A 23555-nucleotide genomic window follows, 5' to 3' on the forward strand; every position below is an offset into this window, starting at 1 on the left:
AGCACCGGGCCGCCCCACGCAACGACGTAAACCGTCGGGACGACGGAGCGCCGGCACTGACCGGCTATTTCGCCTCTTCCCTGCGGTATCGTCCCCCGGGTCGCGACCACCGCTGAGACCGCGGCGCCGCTGTAGCAGCAACGGTCGCCGCTACTACGGCGCGAGCAGGAGCCGCCCGCGACGCCGTCCGTTCCCCACCACTACACCTCAAGCCGACCGCTCGTGCATGAGCCCCCGGGCCGACGACGGTTGCCAGTGGACTCCTCGAGCTTCTTGCCACGTGGCTTACCACGTGGTAAATCTTCTGCCACGTGGTACATCACGCTGTCCTGAACCATGAGCCCCGCCAGCCGAGGAGCACGTGCATGGCTCGACACCCCGCTCAGACCCCTGCTCAAACCCCTGCTCAAACCCCTGCTCAGACCCCCGCCCGGACCTCTGCCAGAAACCGGCGCCGCGCCGTCGCGGCGGCCGTCGTCAGCGCCGCGTTCGCCGCCGCCGGCATGCAGGCCGCCACCCCCGCCTATGCCGACGGGCAGGCCGTGAACGTCTGGCTCACCACCGGTGACCTGGCCAGCAAGCTGACCCCGCAGACCTCGCTCGCCTTCGCCGCCGACGCAGGCTCCAACCCGCTCACCATCGACGTCGACGACGAGCGCACGTACCAGACGATGACCGGCTTCGGTGCCACCTTCACCGACTCGTCGGCGTGGCTGATGGCCACCAAACAGAACGCCACTCAGCGCTCCGCGGTGCTCAACGGCCTGTTCAGCACCTCGACCGGCATCGGCCTGTCGATGCTGCGCCAGCCGATGGGCTCCACCGACTTCATCAGCACGGTCGGCGGCTACTACACCTACGACGACGTCGCCGGCGACACCTCGCTCGCCAGTTTCAGCGTCGCGCACGACGACGCCACGATCGTGCCGATGATCCAGCAGGCCCTGGCCGTGAACCCCGCCATCAAGGTCAACCTGACCTCGTGGAGCGCGCCGGCCTGGATGAAGGACAACAACAACCTCAAGGCCGCCTGCCAGGACTGCTACCCGGGCACGCTGCTGTCCACCTACTACGGCCTCTACGCCGACTACCTGGTGAAGGCGATCCAGGCGTACCAGGCCCGGGGCATCCCGATCTGGGCGACGAGCGCGCAGAACGAGCCGACCACCGGCAACACGTACAACACGATGGTGCTCAGCGCGGCGCAGTCGATCGACTTCATCACCAACCACTTCGCGCCGAAGCTCTACAACGCCGGGCTCCAGCCGCGCATCTTCGCCGGTGACATGGTCTGCTTCGACGCCACGTACCCGACCGACGTGTTCAACAACGCCGCCGCGTACGCGGAGACGGAAGGGTCCTCGTTCCACGGGTACTGCGGGACGACCGACCAGCTCGGCGTCATGCACGACCGGTTCCCGTACAAGCCGATCTACCAGTCGGAGCTGGCGCCGTACTGCACCGACACCGACTTCCGCGACATCCTCGTCAACGGGCCGCGCAACTGGGCCCAGTCGATCATCGCGTGGAACGTCGCGCTGGACACCACGTCGGGGCCGTACCACACCGGGGCGGCGAACATCTGCGACTCCGCGTCGCACCCGGGCATCCCGATCCAGCCGCTCGTCACGATCGACCAGGCGACCGGCGCGGCGACGTACCGGCCGAGCTACTACTGGACCGGGCACCTGGCGAAGTTCGTGAAGCCGGGCGCGAAGCGGATCGCGTCCACCAGCTTCGGCGCGGGAAACGTCCAGGACGTGGCGTTCCTCAACCCGGACGGCACCCGCGCGGTCGTGGCCTGGAACCGGGGCGGGTCCGCCGCCACGACGAAGGTGCGCAGCGGCGGGCAGTCGTTCTCGTACTCGATCCCGGCCGGGGCGATGGTGACGTTCACCTGGTCCGGCGGCACGAGCGGCGGCCGGCACGGCTGGGGCGACTCGGTGCGCGGCACCAACGCCGCCAACATCTACGGCGGCGGCCTGGTCCGCGGGGCGTGGAGCCTGCCCAGCGCCACCGCGGCCACGGTGACGAGCCTCGGCTCGGGCTGGAGCTCGCTGTACCGCGGCGCCGACACCCGCCTCGCGGACTACTCGGTGAGCGTCGACGTGCGGCGCACCTCCGCCGGCACCACGTCGGCGGCGCCGAAGTACGGCGTCTACGGCTGCTACCAGAACGACGACAACTACGTGCAGGCGTGGATCGACCCGGTCAACAACACGTTCGTCTCCCACGCCCGCCTCGGCGGGTCCGACCTGGGCTGGTCCGGGACGCAGGCGCTGCCCGGCGGCTTCAACACCGGCGTCGCGCACAAGCTGACCGTCGACCGGCAGGGCGGCACGTTCCGGTTCGCGCTCGACGGCGTCGCGCAGCCGTCGCGGACCGTGGCGATCAGCGGCGGGTGCCAGATCGGCCTGGTCACCGAGGACACCGCGGCCGAGTTCACCAACGCCCAGGTGCTGGACCGCCTGGAGTGGGGCGACGCGCGGTTCGGCTCGAACCCCGGCAACGTCTACGGCGGCAAGGCGGTGCGCGGCAACTGGGTCGTCACCGCGCCGCAGAGCCTCGAGTCGACGTCGCTGGGCTCGGGCTGGAGCTCGATCTACGGCGCTGCCGGCATCCGGACCAGTGACTACACGCTCAGCGCGGCGGTGCGGCGGGTCGCGGCCGGCACCACGGCGGCGCCGAAGTACGGCGTCTACGGCTGCTACACCGACGACCTGAACTACGTGCAGGCGTGGATCGACCCGGTGAACAACGCGTTCGTGTCGCACGTGCTGGTCGGCGGGACCGACCTGGGCTGGTCGGGCATCCAGGCGCTGCCCGGCGGGTTCAACCCGGCGGTGCCGCACACGATCACCGTGACGAAGACCGGCAGCACGTTCACGTTCAAGCTCGACGGGGTGGCCCAGCCGTCCCGCACGGCGGCGCTGAGCAACTGCCAGGTCGGCGCGGTCACCGAGGACGTGAAGGCCAACTACCGGTCGATCGCGGTCAGCTGAAGGACGATGGGGCCGCGCCGCGCGTTCAGCGGCGCGGTCCCGCGGTGCTCTCCCGCACGACCAGGGAGAAGTCGGTGACGGTGTCGTGGTCGGCCTCGTCGCTGCCGTTGACCCGGTCCAGGAGCAGTGCCACGGCGGTCTCGGCGATCTGGGCCTTGTCGGGGGAGACCGACGTCAGCGACGGGATGCTGTAGGTCGCCTCATCGATGTCGTCGAAGCCGACGACGGCCACGTCGTGCGGGATGCGGTAGCCGGTGTCGTGCAGCGCGCGCATCAGCCCCTGCGCCAGCAGGTCGTTGGCGCAGAAGACGCCGTCGGGGCGCTCCTCGGGGGGCAGGGCGAGGATCCGCCGGCCCGCCTCCGCGCCGTCGCGGCGATGATACCCGTTGACGCTGAACACCAGATCGGGGCGCAGCGGGACGCCGGCCGCGGCCAGGGCCTGCCGGTAGCCGGCGAGGCGCAGGTCGGCCATGTGCGAGTCGGTGCTGCGGCTCGCGCCGACGAACGCGACCCGCCTGCGGGGCAGCGCCAGCAGGTGCTCGGTGGCGGTGCGGGCGGCGGCGACGTTGTCGATCCCGACGTGGTCGATGCCGGCGTGGTCCGGCGCGACCGAGACCTGCTCGCCGAGGAGCACGACCGGGAAGCCGCCGCCGCGGTTGAGGATGTCCTCGCCGCTGCTGGCGATCGGGCTGCAGATGAGCCCGTCGATGAGCCGCTGGTGGCCGAACCCGTTGAGGGAGGCGTGCTCGCGGGTCAGGTCGCCGAACGTCTGGATGATGAGCACGGTGAGCCCGCGGCGCTCGGTGGCCTGCACGACCAGCCGGGTGAGCTCGGCGAAGTAGGACACGTCCAGCTCCGGCACGGCCAGACCGATCATGCCGGACCGGCCGGAGCGCAGGTTCTGCGCGGCGCGGTTGGGCTGGTAGCCCAGCTCCTCGATGGCGGCGAGGACCTTCTTGCGGATGCGGTCGCTGACGTGCGGGTAGTCGCTGATGACGTTCGACACCGTCTTGCGCGCCACGCCGGCCCGGCGCGCCACGTCCTCCTGCGTCACGGCCAACGCGGACACCCACCGTTTCTGGAAAAGGCTGCAGAGAGCGACTGCTCGTGGAGCCACTGTACAGCTTCTCTGCCACGTGGTAAAACTTTCTCTGCCACGTGGTAAACGCCGGGGAAGTGATCGTGGGAAATGCCGGCGAAACACCGCTGACGTGCTACAACGCAAAGACCAAGGGAGGCGCACATGCCCCGCACCGCGATAGCGCCGGCATTCGTCGGCGAAGGAAAAATCGAACTCCGTGAGCACACGTACCGTGACCCCGGTCCGGGCGAGCTGCTGCTCGCCGTGGGCGCGAACGCGATCTGCGGCACCGACCGCGAGCAGTGGTTCGCGGGCTCGGCCGTCGTGCCCGGCCACGAGGCGGCCGGGACCGTCGTCGCGGCGGGGGAGGGCACCACGGTCGCCGAGGGCACCCGCGGCGCCGTGTTCCTGATGGACTACTGCGGCACCTGCCGCAGCTGCCGCCTCGGCCACACCAACCAGTGCCTCGCCAAGCGCAACGACATGGGGTTCACCGCCGACGGCGGCTACGGCCCCTACGAGATCGTGCACGAGAGCAACTTCTTCGCCGTGCCGGACACCGTCTCCGCCGCCGAGGCCACCCTCCTGCTCGACGTGATGGGCACCAGCGGCCACGCGCTCAGCCGGATCCACCGCATGCGCGACGACGTCGAGTCGCTCTACGTCGCCGGCGCCGGCCCGATCGGCCTCGGCGTCCTCGTCATGGCCCGCATCCGCTACGGCGCCGACGTCCCCGTCTACGTCAGCGACGTCTCACCGTGGCGGCTGGCCTTCGCCGAGGAGCTCGGCGCCACCCCGGTCGACGCGACCCGGCCCGTCACGATCACCGACGTGGACGCCGCGATCGACTCCACCGGCAAGCAGAGCGCCCGGCAGACCGCGGTCGCCGTGCTCGGCAAGCGCGGCGTGCTCGCCTGCGTCGGCCACGGCGAGGGCCTCACCCTCGACGTCTCCGCCGACCTCATCGCCCCCGAGCGCACCGTCATGGGCAGCGAGTACTTCGCCTACGCCGAGATGGCCGCCAACCTGGAGCTGCTGCAGGCCCACCTGCCGCAGCTGTCCCGGATCATCACCCACCGGGTGCCGGCCGGCGAGCTGGCCGCGGCGTTCGAGCTGTTCCTGGGCGGCGAGACCGGCAAGGTCGTCGTCACGCAGGACGAGCGGTGACCGCCCGCCTGCGGGTCGCGGTCGTCGGCGCCGGCGGCTGGGGCGAGCAGCACGCCCGCATCTTCGCCCAGCGCCCCGACACCGACCTCGTCGCGATCGCCGGCCGCACCGAGCGGCGCACCGCCGACCGGGCCGCCGCGTACGGCACCCGGCCCTACACCGACCTCACCGCCATGGTCGAGGCCGAACGCCCCGACCTCATCACCGTCAGCCTGCCCAACGAGGGCCATTTCGAGCCCACCCTGGAGCTGATCCGGCTCGGTGTGCCGCTGCTGGTGGAGAAGCCGCTCGTGTTCGACCTCGCCGAAGCCGACACGCTCATCGCCGAGGCGGCCGAACGCGACCTGTTCTTCGGCATCAACTTCAACCACCGCTACGCCGAGCCGGTGCTGCGCGCCCGGCAGGCGATCGCCGACGGCGCGCTCGGCGAGCTCGTCTTCGCCACCTGGCGCTTCGGCGGCGAACCCAACTTCGGCACGTCCCCGCACGCCAACCTCATCGAGACCCAGTGCCACGGGTTCGACATGCTGGAGCACCTGTGCGGGCCGATCACCTCGGTCGCGGCGCAGCTGACCGACAAGACCCGCCCCGGCGTCTACACGACCCTGGCCGTCGCCCTCGGGTTCGCCGGCGGTGCCGTCGGCAGCCTCGTCGGCAGCTACGACTCGTCCTACGCGTACTCGGGCACCCAGCTCATCGAGCTCAACGGCACCGCCGGTCGGGCCCTCATCGAGGACACCGTCGCGCGGCTCACCCTGCAGTCCGTCGGCGACGAGACCCGTCACGTGTGGCAGGCCGGCTACTTCAACGACACCGCCCGCCAGTTCCACCTCACCTTCGACCGGCACGTCGACGCGGTCCTCGCCGCGCTGCGCGCCGGCGCCGAGCCGCCCGTGCCCGCCCGCGCCGGCCGCCGCGCCCTCGCCCTGGCGATGGCCGTCATCGAGTCGTTCGAGACCGGCCGCCGGGTGGACGTCCCCGCCGAGGTCCCAGCCGAGAGCCCAGCCGGGGAACCGTCGTGACCATCGCCGACCACGAGGCCCGCACCTCGGTGCTCAGCCTCGACGGCACGTGGAGCTTCCACCCGGGGGACACCGCCGACGCGCTCCCGCCGTCCCCGGCCGGCCTCGGCACCATCCAGGTGCCCGGTCTCTGGGAGGCGCAGGGACACCTGCAGCTCAGCGGTGTCGCCTGGTACGTCCGGGAGCTCGACCTCGCCGACGCCGACGGTTTCTGGACCCTCGCCTTCGACGCCGTCATGGACGAGGCGACCGTGTACGTCAACGGTGTCCGGGCCGGCGACCACGCCGGTGCGTACACCCCGTTCCAGGTCGACGTCACCGGCCTGCTGCGGGCCGGGCGCAACGTCGTCGCCGTCCGGGTCCTCGACATCCCCGGCGACTCGCCCGAGCACCCGCGCGGCCCGCACGGCAAGCAGGGCTGGAAGAACGACCTGTTCCCCAGCCCGCCCAGCCTGTACCTGACCTACGGCGGCATCTGGCAGCCGGTCACCCTCCTGCGGCACGGCGCCGTCACCCTCCAGGACGCCTTCGTCAACGGCGACCCGGCCCGCCCCGAGGCGAAGGTCCGCGTCCGCAACCGCGGCGAGCGCGTCACCGCAGTCGTCGAGTGCACCGTCGACGGCCGGGTCACCCGCCAGGAGGTCATGGTCCCCGGCCACGCCGACACCGAGGTGACCCTGCACCCGCGGCTCGACGGCCTCGACCGGTGGTCGCCGGCGTCGCCGGTGCTCCACCACGCCCGGTTCGTGGTCCTCGCCGACGGGTTCGCCTGCGACGGGACCGAGGTCCGCTTCGGCGTGCGCACCGTCACCGTCGACGGCGACCGGATCCTGCTCAACGGCGCGCCGCTGCGCGTGCAGGCCGCGCTCGTGCAGGGCTTCCGCGCCGACACCCTCTACGCCGAGGGCACCCGCGAGCAGATCGAGCGGGAGGTCCGCGCCGCACAGGCGATCGGGCTCACCATGCTGCGCCTGCACATCAAGGCGTTCGAGCCGCGTTACCTCGACGTCTGCGACGAGCTCGGCATGCTCGTGCACTGCGACCTGCCGATCGCCGAGCCGATCGCGGTCGGCGAGCTGGACGACACCGGCCCTCTCGCGCGGGCGTGCGCCGCGGCCGCCGCCGAGCAGGTCCTGCGCGACCGCAACCACCCCAGCGTCGTGCTGTGGTCGGCGATGAACGAGATCGGCGCCGAGAACACCGACCGGGACGTGCGCGCCACCGCCGGCTACGAGCGGTTCGCGCGGATGCTGTACAACCTCGTCACCGACCTCGACGGCACCCGCCCGGTCATCGAGAACGACTACATCGAACCCGGCCCGGAGCACGTCTTCCGCAGCCCGATCCTGACCGCGCACTGGTACGGGCGGCTCAGCCGCCAGTATCTCGCGGCCCTGCGCGCCAAGAGCGCCACCGCGCCCGTGCCCGGGAAGGTGCTGCTGGTCAGCGAGTTCGGCGACTGGGGCCTGCCGTCCCTGGAACCGTCCACACAGGACACCCCGTTCTGGTGGCCGGCCCACCTCGCCGCCGACATCGCCGCGCTGCCGTGGCCCGGGACCGCCGCGGACTTCGTCGCCGGGACCCAGCGGTATCAGGGCATCGCCGACCGGCTGCAGATCGAGCTGTTCCGCAGCACGCCCGGCATCGCCGGCTGGTGCCTCACCGAGCTCACCGACGTGCCGCACGAGTACAACGGGCTGTGGGACCTCGACCGCGGCGGCAAGGACCCGGCGATCCGCCAGGTCGCCGCCGCCTGCCGGCCGACGCTGCCGATCGTCCTGCACGACGACGACGCCTGGAACGGCTTCGCCGGCGAGCGCGTCGCGCTGTCGGTCGTCGTCTCCAACGACACGCCCGCGACGGTGACCGGCGAATGGTCCGTCGACGGCGTCAGCGGTACCCTCAACCTGCCGGCGTACGCGCCGACGGCACCGCACCCGGTGACCGTGCCGCTGCCGGCCCGGCCCGGACCGCACGAGCTGACCGTGACCTGGACGGCACCCGGCGCGGACCCCGTCGAACAGCGCTACCCCGTGCAGGTCCTCGCCAGGCCACGGGCGGCGCACCCCGTCCAGCTGCTGGGTTCGGCGGCGGACGAGCAAGCTCTGAACGCGGCCGGCGAACGGGCCGGCGCCGACGGGTGCCTCGTCGTCGGCGAGGGCGCCCTGTCGGCGGCGACCGGGCCGCTGGTCGACGCGGCCCTGCGGGCCGGGCGCAACGTGCTGGTCCTCGCCCAGGGCGTCGACGGCGCCGCGCACCTGCCGGTCCCGGCCACCGTCAAGGACCTCGCCACCGAATGGGGCTCGCTGCCGAACGTGTTCACGACCGGCGATGCGGTGCTGTCCGCGGTGCCACCCGGCACGGTCGTCACCACCGAACTGCTCAGCGTCACCGCGCACGTCGTCTACACGTCCCTGGACGGGCGGGACTGGCCGCACCGCCCCGTGCTCGGCGTCTACAAGCCCCTCCCCGGGCGGCTCACCGGCGTCATCGTCGCCGCGCTGCCGGTGCACGACGGATGGCTGTGGCTGTGCCAGCTGCCGCTCGTCGACGCCGTCCTGCGCGACGACCCGACCGCCGTGGCCACCCTCGCCGACCTGATCGGAGCCGCATCGTGAACCAGTTCTCCGACGGCGTGCTGCGGCTCGGCGTGGGCATCGAGGACACGTTCATCGCGCACACCGCGCTCGGCCGCCGCAAGCTCGACGAGTACGAGCTGACCCAGCACTACACCCGCTGGGCCGGCGACCTCGACCTGGTCAAGGCGTCCGGCGCGCGGACCGTCCGGTACGGGCTGCCGTGGTACCGCATCAACCCCGCGCCCGGGACGTTCGTGTGGTCGTGGGCGGACCGGGTCGTCGACCGGCTCTGCGAGCTCGGCCTCGAGGTCATCGTCGACCTCGTGCACTACGGCACCCCCGAATGGCTCGACAACCACTTCGTCAACCACCGCTACCCGCAGGCCGTCGCGGAGTACGCGTTCGCGCTCGCCGAACGCTACGGCGACCGGCTCACCGCCTGGACCCCGCTGAACGAGCCGCAGTGGACCGCGCGGCTGTGCGGCGAGTCCGGGACCTGGCCGCCGTACCTCACCGGCCACGACGGCTACCTCCAGCTGATGCGGGCGGTCGCGAAGGGGATCGTCGGCTCGCAGCGGGCGATCGCCGACGCCACCGGCGGCAACGCCACCTTCGTGCACGTCGAGGCGTCCTTCCGCTACCCGTCCGGGGACGCCGGCATCCTCGGCGAACGCCGGTGGCTGTGCGGCGACCTGGTCAACGGCATGGTCGGCGAGGGCCACCCGCTGCTCGGCTACCTGCGCGAGCACGGCTTCACCGACGACGACCTGGCCTGGTTCGCCGACAACCCGGCCGCCCCCGACGTCATGGGGATCAACTACTACCCGATGTGGTCCACCCTCGTGCACGAGGACGGCACCGCGAAGGAACGCGACGACGGCGTCGCCGGGCTCGAGGAACTCATCCGCGAGACCGCCGCCCGCTACCGCGTCCCCGTCATGGTGACCGAGACCAGCTACGAGGGCACGATGGCGCAGCGCGCCGCCTGGCTGCGCGACTCCGTCGCCCTGCTGCACCGGCTCCGCTCCGAGGTCGAGATCGCCGGCTACATCTGGTGGCCGTTCTTCGACCAGATCCGCTGGCAGTACCGGGAGGCGCTCGACCCGGTCGAGCACCACCTGCACCGGCTCGGCCTGGTGACCCTGGACGTCGACGACGTGGGCGGCTTCCCCCGCCGGCCCAACGAGCTCTTCGACGTCTTTCAAGCACTCTGTCAAGGAAGGCAACCATGAGACGGACACCCCCCATCCGCGTTCTCAGCCGCGTGCTCAGCATCGCCACCGCCGCCCTTCTGCTCGCCGCCTGCGCCGACACCGCCGGTGACACCGCCCAGGGCACCGCCGGCTGCGAGGCGTACCAGCAGTACGGCACCTTCAAGGGCAAGACGGTGTCGCTGTACTCCGGCATCGTCGCGCCCGAGGACGAGCCGCACATCAACTCCTACAAGAACTTCGAACGCTGCACCGGCATCCAGGTCGAGTTCCAGGGCGAGAAGGAGTTCGACACCCAGGTCCAGGTGCGCATCAAGGGCGGCAACCCGCCGGACCTCGCGATCTTCGCCCAGCCCGGGCTGGTCAAGCAGCTCGTGGAGACCGGCAAGGCGGTGCCGGCCCCTGACGCTGTCGTGGCCAACCTGAAGAAGTTCTGGAGCGAGTCCTGGCAGGGCTACGTCACCGTCAACGGCAAGGTCTACGGGGCGCCGCTCGGCGCCAACGTGAAGTCCTTCGTCTGGTACTCCCCGAAGGAGTTCAAGGCCAAGGGGTACGCGGTGCCGAAGACCCTCGACGAGCTCAAGGCGCTGTCGGAGAAGATCGCCGCGACCGGGCAGAAGCCGTGGTGCGTCGGCATCGGCTCCGGGGACGCGACCGGATGGCCGGTGACGGACTGGATGGAGGACATGATGCTGCGCCTGTCCGGTCCGAAGGCGTACGACGACTGGGTCAACCACACCATCCCGTTCAACGGCCCCGAGGCCACCGGCGCGCTCGACGCCGTCGGCGAATACCTGAAGAACCCGGCCTTCGTCAACGGCGGCCTCGGTGACGTGAAGAGCGTCGCGTCGACCCAGTTCCAGGACGCCGGCCTGCCGATCCTGCAGGGCCAGTGCAGCCTGCACCGGCAGGGCTCGTTCTACGCGCAGAACTGGCCGAAGGGCGTCACCGTCGCCCCCGACGGCGACATCTACGCGTTCTACTTCCCGAGCAAGGACGACACCAGCAAGCCCGTCCTCGGCGGCGGCGAGTTCGTGGTCGCGTTCTCCGACCGGCCCGAGGTGCAGGCGTTCCAGGCGTTCCTGGCCTCCGACACGTGGGCGAACGAGAAGGTGGCGAGCACCCCCGGCGGCGGCTGGATCAGCGCCAACACCGGCATGGACGCGAGCAGGCTCACCAACCCGATCGACAAGCTGTCCGCGCAGATCCTGCAGGACCCGAAGTCGGTGTTCCGGTACGACGGCTCCGACCAGATGCCCGGCGCCGTCGGCACCAACGCCTTCTGGAAGCAGGGCACCAACTGGGTCACCGGGCAGTCCACCAAAGCCACCCTCGACGCCATCGAAGCGGCCTGGCCCAAGTAGCGCCGTCGGCGCGGCGGCCGCACCCCACGGCCGCCGCGCCCTCTTGGAGGAAACGCATGGAAATTGTGGCGAAGCTGGGCCAGCTCGCCCTCGGCCTCGGGGCGTTCGCCCTCGTGGTGGCGGTGATCCTGCTCCTGGCCGGGCGCTTCAACGGCCCGGCCGCCGACCGCAGGCTGGCGTGGCTGTTCCTCGCCCCGACCGTCCTCGGTCTCGCGGTCGCGGTGGTGTACCCGGCCCTGCGCACCGGCTACGAGTCGCTGTTCGACGCGCACGGCCGGCAGTTCGTCGGCCTCGACAACTACATCAGTGTCTTCAGCTCCGCCGAGCAGCTGCACGTACTGCGCAACACCGCGATCTGGGTGCTGCTGTCACCCCTGGCAGCGACCGCCGTCGGGCTCGTCTACGCGGTCCTCGTCGACCGCGGCCGGTTCGAGTCCTTCGCCAAGGCACTGGTGTTCCTGCCGATGGCGATCTCGTTCGTCGGCGCGTCGATCATCTGGAAGTTCGTCTACGAATACCGGCCGGACCTGCCCGGCGTCGCCCAGATCGGGCTGCTCAACCAGCTGCTCGTCGCGCTCGGCGGCACCCCGCAGCAGTGGCTGATCAACGCGCCGCTCAACACGCTGCTGCTCGTCGTCGTCATGATCTGGATCCAGGCGGGGTTCGCGATGACCGTGCTCTCCGCGGCCATCAAGGAGATCCCCGTGGAGATCATCGAGTCGGCGCAGCTGGACGGCGTCTCCGGCATCGGCCTGTTCCGCAACATCACCCTGCCGAGCATCCGGCCCACGATCATCGTCGTGCTCACCACGATCGCCATCTGGACGCTCAAGGTCTTCGACATCGTGCGCACCATGACCGGCGGGCAGTTCGACACCAGCGTCGTGGCGAACGAGTTCTACACGCAGAGTTTCCGCTCCGACAACCAGGGCCTCGGCTCGACGCTCGCCGTGCTCCTCTTCGTGCTCGTCCTGCCGGTCATCCTGTACAACATCCGGCAACTGCGCCGGTGGGGGGCATGATGCAAGCCATCTCCAGCCGCTCGGCCGCGGCCCGCAAAGGGCTGTCGTCGCCGCTCGCCTCACTCGCCACGGTCGTCATCGCCGTGCTGTGGACCCTGCCGACCGCGGGCCTGCTCGTCACGTCGTTCCGGCCGCAGGCCGACATCCAGCGGACCGGCTGGTGGACCGCGACGACGTTCACCCTCGACAACTACCGGCAGGTCCTGGAGAGCCAGACCTCCGGCCGGTCCCTGTCCCAGGCGTTCGTCAACTCGATCGTCATCACCGTCCCGTCGGTCCTGGCGCCGCTCGCCATCGCGCTCATCGCCGCCTACGCTCTGGCCTGGATCGACTTCAAAGGCCGCGACACGCTGTTCGTGCTCATCTTCGCGTTGCAGATCGTGCCGATCCAGGTGACCCTGATCCCGCTGCTCAACCTGTACGTCGACGCCGGCCTCGCCGGCACCTACTGGCCCGTGTGGCTCTCGCACACCGTCTACTCACTGCCGCTGGCCATCTTCCTGCTGCACAACTTCATGCGCGGCCTGCCGAAGGAGCTCGTCGAGGCGGCCCGCGTCGACGGCGCCGGCCACGTGCAGATCTTCATGCGGGTCCTCGCCCCGCTGCTCGTGCCGGCCGTCGCCGCGTTCGGCATCTTCCAGTTCCTGTGGGTGTGGAACGACCTGCTGGTCGCCCTGACCTTCGCGAACACCCCCGGCACCAACCCGATGACGGTCGCCCTGGCCAACCTCGCCGGCAGCCGCGGCAGCGCCTGGTACCTGCTGTCCGCCGCCGCCTTCGTCTCCATGCTCCTGCCGCTGATCGTGTTCCTGTCGATGCAGCGGTTCTTCGTCCGCGGCCTGCTCGCCGGCAGCGTGAAGGGATGACCGGCGCCATCACGGTCCTGCCGGAGCTGCGCTACCGGTGGATCGTCGAGCAGGTCCTGACCGCCGGCGCGGTCACCGTCCGGGAGGTGGCGCAACACTTCCACGTGTCCAAGTCCACCGCCAACCGCGACTGCGACCACGTCGCCACCCGCGTCGGCCGCCGCGTCCACGGCGGCATCGTCCGCGACCTGCCGCGGTCCTAGGGTTTCCGGTCAGGGCAGGCGGGCCCGGGCCACCCGGAACACCTCGGTCCCGATCTTCTTCGCGACGCTGTCACCCACGCCTTCCAGCTGGTACGCGATGACGGTGAAGTGGCCGGTCGGGACGTAGACGCTCAGCGCCCGGGTGCCCTCGCCGGGTCCGTAGATCGCCCGCAGCCCGTCGACGGTCAGGGTCTCGTCGCCGGTGCCGGGCCGGAAGTCGGTCCCCGTGCTGAACCACGTCGACAGCGTGTTCCCGCCGCCGAACCGGTAGTCGCAGCCGAGGTCGTTCTGCTGCGCCGACGCGACCGTGTAGGTCCGCCCGGTGGCGCGGGACACCGCGGCCGACATCTCCCCGGCCGTCACGAACCGGCACTTGTCGGTCGCCGCGGCCTGCGCGGACGCGGACGCCGAGGCAGCCGCCTTCGCCGCCTCGGACGGCCCGGCGCACAGCACGACGTCGATGCTGAGGCGGGTCCTGACCGGGGAGTCCGGGTCGATCCAGTTCCAGCCGTACGTGCGGGTGGTGCCGGGCACGGCGGCGCACGGGTCGCCGAACTTGTCGGCGCCGGTGACCCGGCGCAGCACCCGCAGATCCGCGCGCGGGTCGGCGCAGTTCAGCCGCAGCGGCTCGGCGCCCGGCGCCCTGCGGCTCCAGGTGCAGGCAGTCGCCCTCCTGCGCGACGTTGACCGCGGTCGCCGGGTCCACGCCCTTGCGGCCCAGGCACGCGGTCCGCTCACCGGCGGTGAACCACAGCGCAGCGCCCGGCACCTGCTGGCACTCCCGGCCCGCGGTGCGGCCCGGGATCATCCGCAGGACGGTGAACTCCGCCCCGGCGGCACCGCACGGCACGAGCAGGTACGGCGGCCGCTGGGTGGCGTCGCCGCGCACGCAGTCACCGGCGCGGGCCTTCGCGACGCTGTCCGCCGTGGCCCGCGAATACGCCAGCCAGCCGAACACCGCCACGACGAGCACCCCCACGGCGACGGCCCCCGCGACCCACACCCGACGCCGCCGGGGCGGCTGGAACAGATCCCCCGTGTTCGTCACCCGCGCCAGTCTCGACCCGCCGGACATCGACGGCAACCCCTGCAAGGCAACGGCTGCCTGCTCTGTCACGACCAGGCGTGATCCAGCGATCCGCGGGGCCTTGCGCGGGTGGACCTCGCGCGGGCGAGGACGATGCCCGCGTAGCCGTGGCTGGCCTCCTGCGGCACGCGGTGGACCTCGATCACCGGGGCGGCGAACCCGGTGCGCAGCGCCGCCCGCAGGTCGTGCTCGTCGACGTCCGCGCTCGGGAAGGACCGGCCGCCGACGGTGTAGGCGCGGCAGCGGCGCAGGGCCGCGGTCACGAAGAGGCCGCCGGGCTCGACGAGGCCGGTGATGTGCCGCATGTACCGCGCCCACGTCGCCCGGTCGGCGGTGGCGGAGTCGGCGCAGTACGCGCTGACCACGGTCGGATAGGTGCGTGGCAGCGGCCGCGGGTGCCGGGCGTCGACGTGCAGCAGGGCGGTGAACTTCCGGCGGGTCAGGTCCTCCCGGGCGGCCACCTGCTCGGCGGTCGGGTCGGCGGTGCCCTCGCAGCGCAGGGTGTGCGCGACGAACGGCCGCCAGTCGTGGGCGGCGGGGTCCCGCTCCAGCCACCGCCGGATCTCCGCCAGGTTGCCGGGCAGGTAGTCGCCGAGGTGGATCTCGGAGGCGACCCCGGCCGCCGCGAACACGTGGTGCAGGGTCGGCCCGACCCCGAAGAACAGCACCGGCCGGTCCCGGTCGGCGTCGCGCAGGGCGTCGACGAAGAACGCGATGGTGGCGACCTCGTCCGGCTCGACGGTGCCGTAGTAGCCGCGCAGGTACGCGCCCGGGTCCCAGTCGGTGTCGAAGGAGGCGTGCCCGCGGCGGCGCAGGACGAGCCGGGTGAGGCGGGCCAGGCCGTACTCGTAGCCGGCGGCGCCCAGGTTCGCGCCGGCGAGGAACAGCACGGCACTGGTCGCCGACCCGGTCAGCAGCGCCGCGCCGAACGCGCCCGCGTAGTACGGGATCTCCTTGGCGACCTCGGTGGCGGTGTACCCGGCGGCCGCCGCGACCCGGGCCGCCCGCGGGTCCGGCGTGCACCGGCGGGTCAGGTCGTGCGCGGCCTTCGACAGCACGTTGGTGCTGTTCCCGGTCGCGGTGAGCAGCTGCTGGTTGGCGCGCAGGTTCACCGCCAGCCCCCACCCCCACAGGACGTAGCTGGCGGCGAGCAGCGCCAGCGCCCACCGGTGGCCGATCCCGTCGAGCAGGCCGGACGCGACGAGCGCCGCCCCGGCCGCGGTCGCGACGGCGTCCAGGGCCCAGGTCGCCGCCGCCGTCGCCCCGACGGTGACCAGCCAGGCCCGCACCACCGGGCCCGTCGCCCGCGCCGGCCGGTCCTGCTCCGCGGCGCCCGTCGCACGCGCCGGCACGGCCTTCACCGCAATGCCCGGCGCATGACTTTGCCGGTCGCGGAGCGGGGCAGGCCGGCGGCGAACGTGACCGCGGCGAGCCGCTTGAACGGCGCGACCCGCTCCGCCACGTAACCCAGCAGCTCCTCCGCGGTCGTCGGGGACCGCAGCACCACGTGCGCGACCGGCACCTCCCCGGCGACCGGGTCGGGCCGGCCCACCACGGCGGCGTCGGCGACCGCCGGGTGCGTGCGCAGCAGCTGCTCCAGCTCCACCGGCGCGACCTGGTGCCCGCTGTGCTTGATCAGCTCCTTGAGCCGGTCGACGACGTACAGGTGACCGTCCTCGTCGAAGTGGCACAGGTCGCCGGTGTGCAGCCACCCGTCCGGGTCCAGGGTCGCGGCGGTCTCCTCGGGGCGGTCACGGTACCCACGCATCAGCTGCGGACCGCGGACCCACAGCTCGCCGGTGCGACCCACGCCCAGGTCGGCGCCGGTGGCGGGGTCGACGATGCGGGTCTCGGTGCCCGGCAGCGGCCGCCCGACGGACCCGCGGCGCGGCGCGGCCGGGTCGCCGACCGCGATCAGCGCCCCGGTCTCGGTCATGCCGAGCCCCTGGCTGACGGTGCAGCCGAGCCGTTCCGCGCAGCGCTGCTCCGTCGCCGCGTCCAGGGGCGCCGCGCCGACGCCGAGCGCGCGCAGCGACGACAGGTCGAAGCGGTCGACGAGCGGGTGCCCGGCGAGGGCGTGCACGACCGGCGGCACGACGACGGTGAGCGTGACCCGCCGGTCCTGGATCGCGCGCAGGAAGGCCTCCAGGTCGAAGCGGGGCAGGGTGACGACGGTCGCGCCGGCCGCGAGGCCACCGGCGAGCAGCAGGTTGAGCCCGATCACGTGGCAGAACGGCGCGACGGCGAGGATCACGTCGTCCTCGGCGAACCGGAGCACCGCCTGGGCCTGCCCGACGTTGGCGACGAGCGCCGCGTGGGTGAGCTCGACACCCTTCGGCAGTCCGGTGGTGCCGCTGGAGTACGGCAGCACCGCGACGTCCCCGTCCGCGCCTTCTCCCGCGGGCAGCGAGGCGGGCGGGTGGCCGGTGAGCTCGTCGAAGCAGACGACTTCGCCGACCCCGGCCCGCGCGGCCGCGTCCTTCGCCCGATCCAGCAGCGCCGGCGCCGTGACCAGCAGCCGCGCTTCCGAGTCGGCGAGCTGCGCGGCGAGCTCCGGGGCGGTCAGCGACGGGTCGGCGCCGGTGAACGTCCCGCCGGCGGCCATCGCCCCGTACACGGCGAGCGCGTACGCGGGCAGGTTCGGGCTGTACACGGCGAGGACGTCGCCGCGGCCGAACCCGCGGGCGGTGAGGGCGGCGGCGACCCGCGCGACCCCGTCGGCGAGCTCCCGGTAGGTGATGGTGGCGCCGGTCGCGGCGTCGAGCAGCGCCGCCTTGCCGGCGAGGCGGTCCGCGTGCCGCAGCACCAGGTGGTGTACCGAATTCGCAGTCATGACCGGGAAGGTAGGCGGGCGGGCGTGTGCGGACCGTTTCCCGAACGTGTGCGCGGGCGTTACCGTGCATGGCGACGACAGCGGCAGCGGTGGCAGCGGTGACGGTGGCGATGACGGAGCAACGGCTCACGATCCACACGCTCGGCCGCGCCGACCTCGCGCTCGACGGGCGGCCCCTGACCGGGCTCGCCTCGGCCAAAGCGGCGGCGCTGCTGGTCTACCTCGCGGTGACCGGCACCGGGCACACCCGCTCGGCCCTCGCCGGGCTGCTGTGGAGCGACCTGCCCGAGGCGACGGCCCGGGCCAACCTGCGCCTGGTGCTGACCAAGCTGCGCCGGGCCGTGCCCGGGCATCTCGACGTGGACCGGCGCACCGTCGGGTTCGCCGAAGGCGCCCCGGTCTGGGTCGACGCCGTCGCGCTGCTCGACCCGGCGCTGCCGGCCGCGGAGGCGGTCCGGCTGTGCGGCGGGGAGTTCCTGCAGGGCTTCGAGGTGCCGGGCGCGGCGCTGTTCGACGACTGGGTCGCCGCACGGCGGGCCGCGCTGCACGCCGACATGCTGCTCGTGCTCGACCGCGCCGCCCGCCGGGCCGCGGAGGCCGGCGACCCGGCGGCCGGGATCGACGCGGTGCGGCGGGTGCTGGAGCTGGACCGGCTGCACGAGGAGGCGCACCGGGCGCTGATGGGGTTCCTCGCCGCCGGTGGGCAGCGCGGCGCGGCGCTCGCCCAGTACGAGACCTGCCGGTATCTGCTGGAGGAGGACCTCGGCGTCCCGCCCTCACCGGCGACGACCGCGCTGCGGGACGCGATAGCGGCCCCGCCGGCGCCCGCGCCCGCACCGGACCCGCGGCCGCTGACGTCGCTGGTCGGCCGGGAGGCGGACCTGGCCCGGCTGCGGGAGCTGCTCGGCGACCCCGCCTGCCGGCTCGTCACCCTGGTCGGGCCGGGCGGCGCCGGCAAGACCCGCCTCGCCCTGGAGCTCGCGCAGGCGGACGCCGGGGCCGTGTTCGTGTCGTTCGCCGGCATCGACCGTACCGACGACGCCGCCGACCTCGTCGTCGCCGACCTCGCCACCGCGTTCGGGGTGCCGCTCACCGCGCCCCGCGACCCCCTCGACCTGCTCGTCGCGCACCTCACCGGCCGCCGGATCCTCGTCGTGCTCGACAACCTGGAGCACCTGCCGGGCGCCGCGGCGCCACTCGCCGAGCTGCTGCGGCGGGTGCCCGGCCTGCAGCTGCTCGCGACGTCCCGGCGGCCGCTCGGGCTCGGCGCCGAATGGCTCGTCGAGGTGTCCGGGCTGCCGTTCCCGCCGCCGGGCACCCCCGGCGACGGCTACCCGGCGGTGCGGCTCTTCCAGGAACGGGCCAGGCTGCTGCGGCCCGGCGTCGAGACCGACGTCGACGGCGCCGCGCGGATCTGCCGGCTCGTCGGCGGGCTGCCCCTCGCCATCGAGCTCGCCGCCCGGTGGGTCCGCGCCGCCACGCCCGGCGCCATCGCCGACCGGCTCGAACGCGGCCTGGAGCTGCTGTCCACCACCGCGCCGGACGTGCCGGCCCGGCACCGCAGCATCCGGTCGGTGCTGGACGCCTCCGTACGCCTGCTGACCGACGAGGAACGGCGCGCCCTGCGCCGGCTGTCCGTGCCGCACGGCTTCGACCTGGCCGCCGCGGCCGCCGTCGCCGACGCCGGCCTGCCGCTGCTGGGCGGGCTCGTCGACCAGTCGCTGATCACCGCCGGGCCCGACGGGCGCTACACGATGCACGAGCTGCTGCGGCAGTACCTGCGGCAACGGCTCGCCGAGGACCCGGGCGAGGAGGCCGACACCCGGCGGCGGCACGCGCTGCACCACGCCGGTGCCGGTTTCGACGACACCGCGAACCTGCGGACCGCCACCGACTGGCTCGTCGCCGCCGCCGCACCCGACGACCTCGACGCGCACCTGCGGCGGTTGTGGACGCTGTACCGGCGGACCGGCGCGTTCAAGGAGGCGCAGGGCGTCCTCGCCGCCGCGCTGCGCCGCACCGACGTGCCCGACCTGGCCCGGGCCCGCTGGCACCGGCTGCTCGGCGAGGCGCACCAGCAGCTCGGCGACGCCGTGGCGGCGCGCCGGGAGCTGGAGCGGGCCTTCGCGGTCCTCGGCGCGCCGCTGCCCCGCTCCACCGCCGGCTGGGCGGCGATGACCGTCGTCGAGCTCGTCCGGTCCCTCCGCCGCCCATTGCGCCTCGGCGTGCCGAAGCGTCCCTCGGTCTTCCGGGAGCTGGCCGCCGCCGGGTTCGCGCTCAACGAGGTGTACTGGGTGCTCGACGAGCACCGGCGGATGCTGCCGCTGTCGCTGCGCTCGGTCAACGACATCGACCGCGACCCCGACGCCGACCTCACCGCCCGGACCCGCGCCGGGCTCGGCATGGTCGTCGGCACCGTCGGCCTGCACCGGCTGGCCCGCCGGCAGCTCGCGGCCGCCGCCGCCGCGGCCGCCCGCACCACGGACCCGCTGACCACCTGCTGGGTCGGGATCGTCGGGGGGCTGTACTGGACCGGGACCGCCGACTGGGCCGCCGTCGACGCCGCCACGGCGCGGGTCTTCGCCCGGCATCCCGACGCGCCGCTGCACCGGTGGTCCGACGAGGTCAGGCTCGTCGCGGGGATCGCGCAGCACCTCACCGGGCGGCGGGCGGAGGCCCTCGCGTCGGGCGCGGCGGGGGTCGCCGCGGGGCGGCAGCGCCAGGACCCCGTCGTGCACCTGTGGGGGCTGCTGATCCTGCTGGAGGCGACCCTCGCCGGCGACCCGGCCGACCCCGCGCTCGCCGGGTGGGTCGCGGAGGCGCTGCCGCTGCTGCCGTCCGCGTCGCGGATCGACGCGGCGCGGCTGCACACCGCGCAGGCGCGGATGCACCTGGCGGCCGGGCGGCACGGTCCGGCGTGGCGGGCGGTGCGGGTGGCCGACGACCTGATCGGGCCGCGGCCGGCGCCGGCGCAGTACGGGCTCGAGGCCCTGGCCGGGATCGCGGAGGTCTGCCAGGCACTGATCGGCGCCTCCGATCTTCCCGGTGTCGGTGCTGTCGAGCGGGCGGCGGTGCGGCGGTTGCGGCGGTACGCCCGCACGTATCCGATGGCGCGGCCGCGGTACGGGGGCGTGCTCGGGCGGCATCTCGCGCTGCTGGGGCGGACCCGGTCCGCCCGGCGGGCGTGGGCACGCGCCGCGCGGACCGCGGAGCGGCTCGGGATGCCGCTTCCGTCGTACCCCAATGCCTGACCGTCACTCGCGGGCGAGCCACCGGGAACCTTGGCATCGATGGTTGCCTATGGTAGAAATTGCACAGGTCGACCTCCGCTTCGCAAAAAAGTTACCCCTCTGCTGCGAACCAGGAGATGCCCCATGTCTACGACCCTGCGCGCCGGGCGCCGCGTGCTCACCGTGCTGCTCGCCGGCTTCGCCGCGCTCGCGATCACCCTCGGCTTCGCAACGCCCGCCTTCGCCGTCAGCCACTCCAGCGCCGCCTCGCAACTGCGCGCCGCCGGGATCGGCTGGACCTCCAGCGGCAACTGCAGCGACCGCAACAACGCCACCTGCACCTCGTTCGAGGGCATCCGGCAGGCCACGATCAACGGCATCATCACGTTCAAGCGGGCCAGCGGCTGCGCCGTCACCATCACCGCCGGCACGGAGACCGGTCACGCCGGCGGCACGTACAGCCATTGGAACGGCTACAAGCTCGACATCCACAAGACCTCGTGCGTCAACGGCTACATCACCGGGCACTACGCCTACGTCGGGTACATCCCCGGGTGGGGTTACCAGTACCAGGCCGCCTCGGGCAACCTCTACACCGACGAGGGCAACCACTGGGACATCCTCTTCTACACCTGCGGCTGCTGACCCCTGTGCCGGGGCGGGACGTCCGCCGGGCGTCCCGCCCCGGCCACGCTCTGACCGCGCCCGCACCGACCGGCAGAACCGGAATCCATGACCGGTGGCAGCCGTGCTGCGGTCAGGCTGCCATCCGGCGCGGGTGATGTGGCCGGCGGGCCGGCTGGGAACGCTTGACCCGTACGTGCAACCGTCTGGTGTCATGCGCCGTCGAAGGGTGTCGCGGTGTGTGCGGGCCGGACCCGTCGACACGAGGGGTGTCCATGACCAGTTCCACCGCCGAACGCGGCAGGACAGGGACCAGCGAGCGGGAAGGCGGGGAAGGCCCGCTGCATCCGTTGCTGCTCGCCGCGTTGATGGCGCGCCGCGAGGACCGTGGTGACAGCATCATCCAACACCCGCTGCTGCTCGCCATGCTGGCCCGGCGCCGCCGCGACGACGACGCCGAGGGCGGGATCTTCGAACACCCGCTGCTGCTCGCCGCGCTGGCCCGCCGCCGCCGCGACGACGACAGCGAAGGCGGCGTCTTCGAACATCCGCTGCTGCTCGCCATGCTGGCCCGGCGCCGCCGCGACGACGACGCCGAGGGTGGCGTCTTCGAACATCCGCTGCTGCTGGCCGCGCTGGCCCGCCGCGGCCGCGACGACGACGCCGAGGGTGGCGTCTTCGAACACCCGCTGCTGCTCGCGATGCTCGCCGGCCGCCGCAAGCGGCGCGGCGAGAACCTCGTCGAACACCCGCTGCTGCTCGCGGCCATGCTGGCCTGCCGGTAGGCCGTTCGCCGGTCAGCCCCGCGCGACCCGACATCCGAACGCGATCCGCCCTCCGGCCCGCATGTCCTGGAGGGCGGGTCGCGCCATCCGCGCAACAGAAGGAGCCATCTGCCGTGGCGGCCGAATCGTCAGCATCCAACGACCCAGGACAGCACCCGCAGGTCGAGGCGTTGATCGACGAGCTCATCTCGGAGATCCTCAACAGCAGCGACGCCGGGCAGTCCACCAGATCCGCTGGACGGGGCCGTGCCCCGTCACCGGTGGGCCTGTTCGACACCGTCCGCTCCACCATGGACCGTGCCGTCTCCGGCGCGTCCATGCTGGAGCGGCTGCTGCTCGCCGAAGCGGTCGCCGGCATCCTCGCCGACGCGATCGCACCCGCTCTCGCCGACGTCCTCGCACCCAGGATCATGAAGGCCCTGGAAGCGGCCGGCGAGCCGGAGGCAAAGCCCCCGGCCGCCCGGTCCCATCCGACCGAGCGGACCCGCAAGACCGACGCGAGGTGACAACGAGCAAGGGCGGCGGGCCGGTACCGTGAACCGCTACCGGCCCGCCGCACCACCGACGTCACGGCCCACTCCCTCGGCGCGCAGGCGGGCTTCAGCCACCTCTGGCGCGGCGCGGACGCCCTTCGAACCGATCCACGAGATCCGGCTGTAGCCTGCGCGGATGCCACGCACAGCGCGCCCGCCGATCGTCCTCGGACTGGCCTCGACCGGGACCGCGGTCGCCGGACTCTCGATCCTGCTCTACGCGACCTACGTCGGCGTGCGTGACGCCAGGGTGGTGCGCCACCTGTTCCCCACGCTCACGGGCGAGGCGCTGGCCTTCATGCTGCCCGCGGGCATGCTCGTCGTGGGCCTGCTGGCGGGGGCGGCGCTGACCCTGGCCGGCCGGGACGCGGGGCGCTGCGCGCTGGTGTGGCTCTGCGGCACGGGGATCGGCGTGGCGGTGCTGTTCTACATGGGGCATCTGACGGTGCTGTTCAACTGGGACCACGAGGTGTGGATCGGGCCGCCGCAGTGGGTCGGTGGGCTGGGCGCGCTGCTCGCCGTGCTCGGGCTGGTGGCGGGCGCCGTCAGCCTGGGCGTCCCACCGGCCCGCCGGGCCCTCGCCGGATCGCAGGCCCCTGCGGCCGAACCGGAGGCCGGCGCTGTGGTCGGCGCGGAGGTCGGCGCGGAGGCCGGGCCGGAGGTGCCGGCGTCGTTGCGGCGCGCGGCGGTGTGGCTGCGGGTGGGCGGCGGGTCCGGCGCCGCGGGCAGCGCCGGCGCCGCCGTGGTGAGCGTCGCCGCGGGCGACACGGTCGGTGCGGCGTTGGCCGTGTTCGCGGCCGTCGGCGTCCTCGCCTGCGCCGCGGGTGCGGGCGCCGCGGCGGCGACCGCACGGCAGCGGGGGGGGGGGGGGGGGGGGGGGGGGGGGGGGGGGGGGGGGGGGGGGGGGGGGGGGGGGGGGGGGTTCCTTCCCGGTCGTTTGGCACCC

At 73.1% G+C, this 23555-nt stretch carries 17 protein-coding genes and 2 pseudogenes; 14 read left to right on the forward strand and 5 right to left on the reverse strand.

The features are described from left to right. Positions 1 to 365 precede the first annotated feature (365 nt). Positions 366 to 3002: a glycoside hydrolase family 30 protein gene (locus tag ACZ6TV_RS51775; protein ID WP_465308512.1), complete on the forward strand. Its 2637-nt coding sequence runs from the start codon at positions 366 to 368 to the stop codon at positions 3000 to 3002. 25 nt (positions 3003 to 3027) lie between these two features. Here the strand turns inward: ACZ6TV_RS51775 and ACZ6TV_RS51780 are convergent, their stop codons facing one another. Beyond that, positions 3028 to 4071, reverse strand: coding sequence for a LacI family DNA-binding transcriptional regulator (locus tag ACZ6TV_RS51780; RefSeq protein WP_465308514.1), 1044 nt, complete (start codon positions 4069 to 4071; stop codon positions 3028 to 3030). Between the two features lie 174 nt (positions 4072 to 4245). On the opposite strand from ACZ6TV_RS51780, the gene ACZ6TV_RS51785 reads away from it, so the two are divergent. From ACZ6TV_RS51785 to ACZ6TV_RS51820, 8 genes are read left to right on the forward strand one after another with little or no spacing between them, the layout of a single operon-like run. Next, the gene (locus ACZ6TV_RS51785; protein ID WP_465308516.1) at positions 4246 to 5250 is read left to right on the forward strand and encodes an alcohol dehydrogenase catalytic domain-containing protein; all 1005 of its coding nucleotides are present in this window, start codon (positions 4246 to 4248) and stop codon (positions 5248 to 5250) included. Then, positions 5247 to 6272, forward strand: a complete 1026-nt coding sequence (locus tag ACZ6TV_RS51790) for a Gfo/Idh/MocA family protein (protein WP_465308518.1) — start codon at positions 5247 to 5249, stop codon at positions 6270 to 6272. The genes ACZ6TV_RS51785 and ACZ6TV_RS51790 overlap by 4 nt, the downstream gene beginning before the upstream one ends. Continuing rightward, positions 6269 to 8890 carry a glycoside hydrolase family 2 protein gene (locus tag ACZ6TV_RS51795; protein WP_465308520.1) on the forward strand — a complete coding sequence of 874 codons (2622 nt, stop codon included), beginning with the start codon at positions 6269 to 6271 and terminating at the stop codon, positions 8888 to 8890. The genes ACZ6TV_RS51790 and ACZ6TV_RS51795 overlap by 4 nt, the downstream gene beginning before the upstream one ends. After that, on the forward strand, positions 8887 to 10083 hold the full coding sequence (locus ACZ6TV_RS51800; protein ID WP_465308522.1) for a family 1 glycosylhydrolase: 1197 nt from the start codon (positions 8887 to 8889) through the stop codon (positions 10081 to 10083). The genes ACZ6TV_RS51795 and ACZ6TV_RS51800 overlap by 4 nt, the downstream gene beginning before the upstream one ends. After that, positions 10080 to 11426, forward strand: coding sequence for an ABC transporter substrate-binding protein (locus tag ACZ6TV_RS51805; RefSeq protein WP_465308524.1), 1347 nt, complete (start codon positions 10080 to 10082; stop codon positions 11424 to 11426). Before ACZ6TV_RS51800 ends, ACZ6TV_RS51805 begins: the two co-directional genes overlap by 4 nt. A 56-nt stretch (positions 11427 to 11482) precedes the next feature. Continuing rightward, positions 11483 to 12448, forward strand: a complete 966-nt coding sequence (locus ACZ6TV_RS51810) for a carbohydrate ABC transporter permease (protein ID WP_465308526.1) — start codon at positions 11483 to 11485, stop codon at positions 12446 to 12448. After that, positions 12445 to 13314 carry a carbohydrate ABC transporter permease gene (locus ACZ6TV_RS51815; RefSeq protein WP_465308528.1) on the forward strand — a complete coding sequence of 290 codons (870 nt, stop codon included), beginning with the start codon at positions 12445 to 12447 and terminating at the stop codon, positions 13312 to 13314. Before ACZ6TV_RS51810 ends, ACZ6TV_RS51815 begins: the two co-directional genes overlap by 4 nt. Continuing rightward, a complete protein-coding gene (locus ACZ6TV_RS51820) occupies positions 13311 to 13517 on the forward strand; it encodes a DeoR family transcriptional regulator (protein WP_465308530.1) in 207 nt (68 codons plus the stop codon). Before ACZ6TV_RS51815 ends, ACZ6TV_RS51820 begins: the two co-directional genes overlap by 4 nt. A 9-nt stretch (positions 13518 to 13526) precedes the next feature. Here the strand turns inward: ACZ6TV_RS51820 and ACZ6TV_RS51825 are convergent, their stop codons facing one another. From ACZ6TV_RS51825 to ACZ6TV_RS51840, 4 genes and pseudogenes are all read right to left on the reverse strand, one after another. Next, positions 13527 to 14102 carry a hypothetical protein gene (locus ACZ6TV_RS51825; protein ID WP_465308532.1) on the reverse strand — a complete coding sequence of 192 codons (576 nt, stop codon included), beginning with the start codon at positions 14100 to 14102 and terminating at the stop codon, positions 13527 to 13529. A 145-nt stretch (positions 14103 to 14247) separates the two neighbouring features. After that, positions 14248 to 14592 (reverse strand): annotated as a pseudogene (locus tag ACZ6TV_RS51830) (LppU/SCO3897 family protein); the annotation flags it as partial. Positions 14593 to 14630: 38 nt separating this feature from the next. Further along, positions 14631 to 15956, reverse strand: coding sequence for a guanitoxin biosynthesis pre-guanitoxin forming N-methyltransferase GntF (gene gntF / locus ACZ6TV_RS51835; protein WP_465308534.1), 1326 nt, complete (start codon positions 15954 to 15956; stop codon positions 14631 to 14633). Positions 15957 to 15961: 5 nt separating this feature from the next. Next, positions 15962 to 17437: an AMP-binding protein gene (locus ACZ6TV_RS51840; RefSeq protein ID WP_465308536.1), complete on the reverse strand. Its 1476-nt coding sequence runs from the start codon at positions 17435 to 17437 to the stop codon at positions 15962 to 15964. A 110-nt stretch (positions 17438 to 17547) separates the two neighbouring features. On the opposite strand from ACZ6TV_RS51840, the gene ACZ6TV_RS51845 reads away from it, so the two are divergent. The 5 genes and pseudogenes from ACZ6TV_RS51845 to ACZ6TV_RS51865 all read left to right on the forward strand — a co-directional run. Then, positions 17548 to 20688 (forward strand): ATP-binding protein, encoded by a 3141-nt coding sequence (locus ACZ6TV_RS51845; protein WP_465308538.1) that lies wholly within the window; start codon positions 17548 to 17550, stop codon positions 20686 to 20688. 123 nt (positions 20689 to 20811) lie between these two features. Continuing rightward, positions 20812 to 21312 (forward strand): hypothetical protein, encoded by a 501-nt coding sequence (locus tag ACZ6TV_RS51850; protein WP_465308540.1) that lies wholly within the window; start codon positions 20812 to 20814, stop codon positions 21310 to 21312. A gap of 254 nt (positions 21313 to 21566) precedes the next feature. Continuing rightward, on the forward strand, positions 21567 to 22076 hold the full coding sequence (locus tag ACZ6TV_RS51855) for a hypothetical protein (protein WP_465308542.1): 510 nt from the start codon (positions 21567 to 21569) through the stop codon (positions 22074 to 22076). Positions 22077 to 22189: 113 nt separating this feature from the next. Next, positions 22190 to 22582, forward strand: a complete 393-nt coding sequence (locus tag ACZ6TV_RS51860; RefSeq protein WP_465308544.1) for a hypothetical protein — start codon at positions 22190 to 22192, stop codon at positions 22580 to 22582. Positions 22583 to 22745: 163 nt separating this feature from the next. Continuing rightward, positions 22746 to 23555 (forward strand): annotated as a pseudogene (locus ACZ6TV_RS51865) (hypothetical protein); the annotation flags it as partial.

This window comes from Dactylosporangium sp. NPDC051087 (assembly GCF_055586325.1).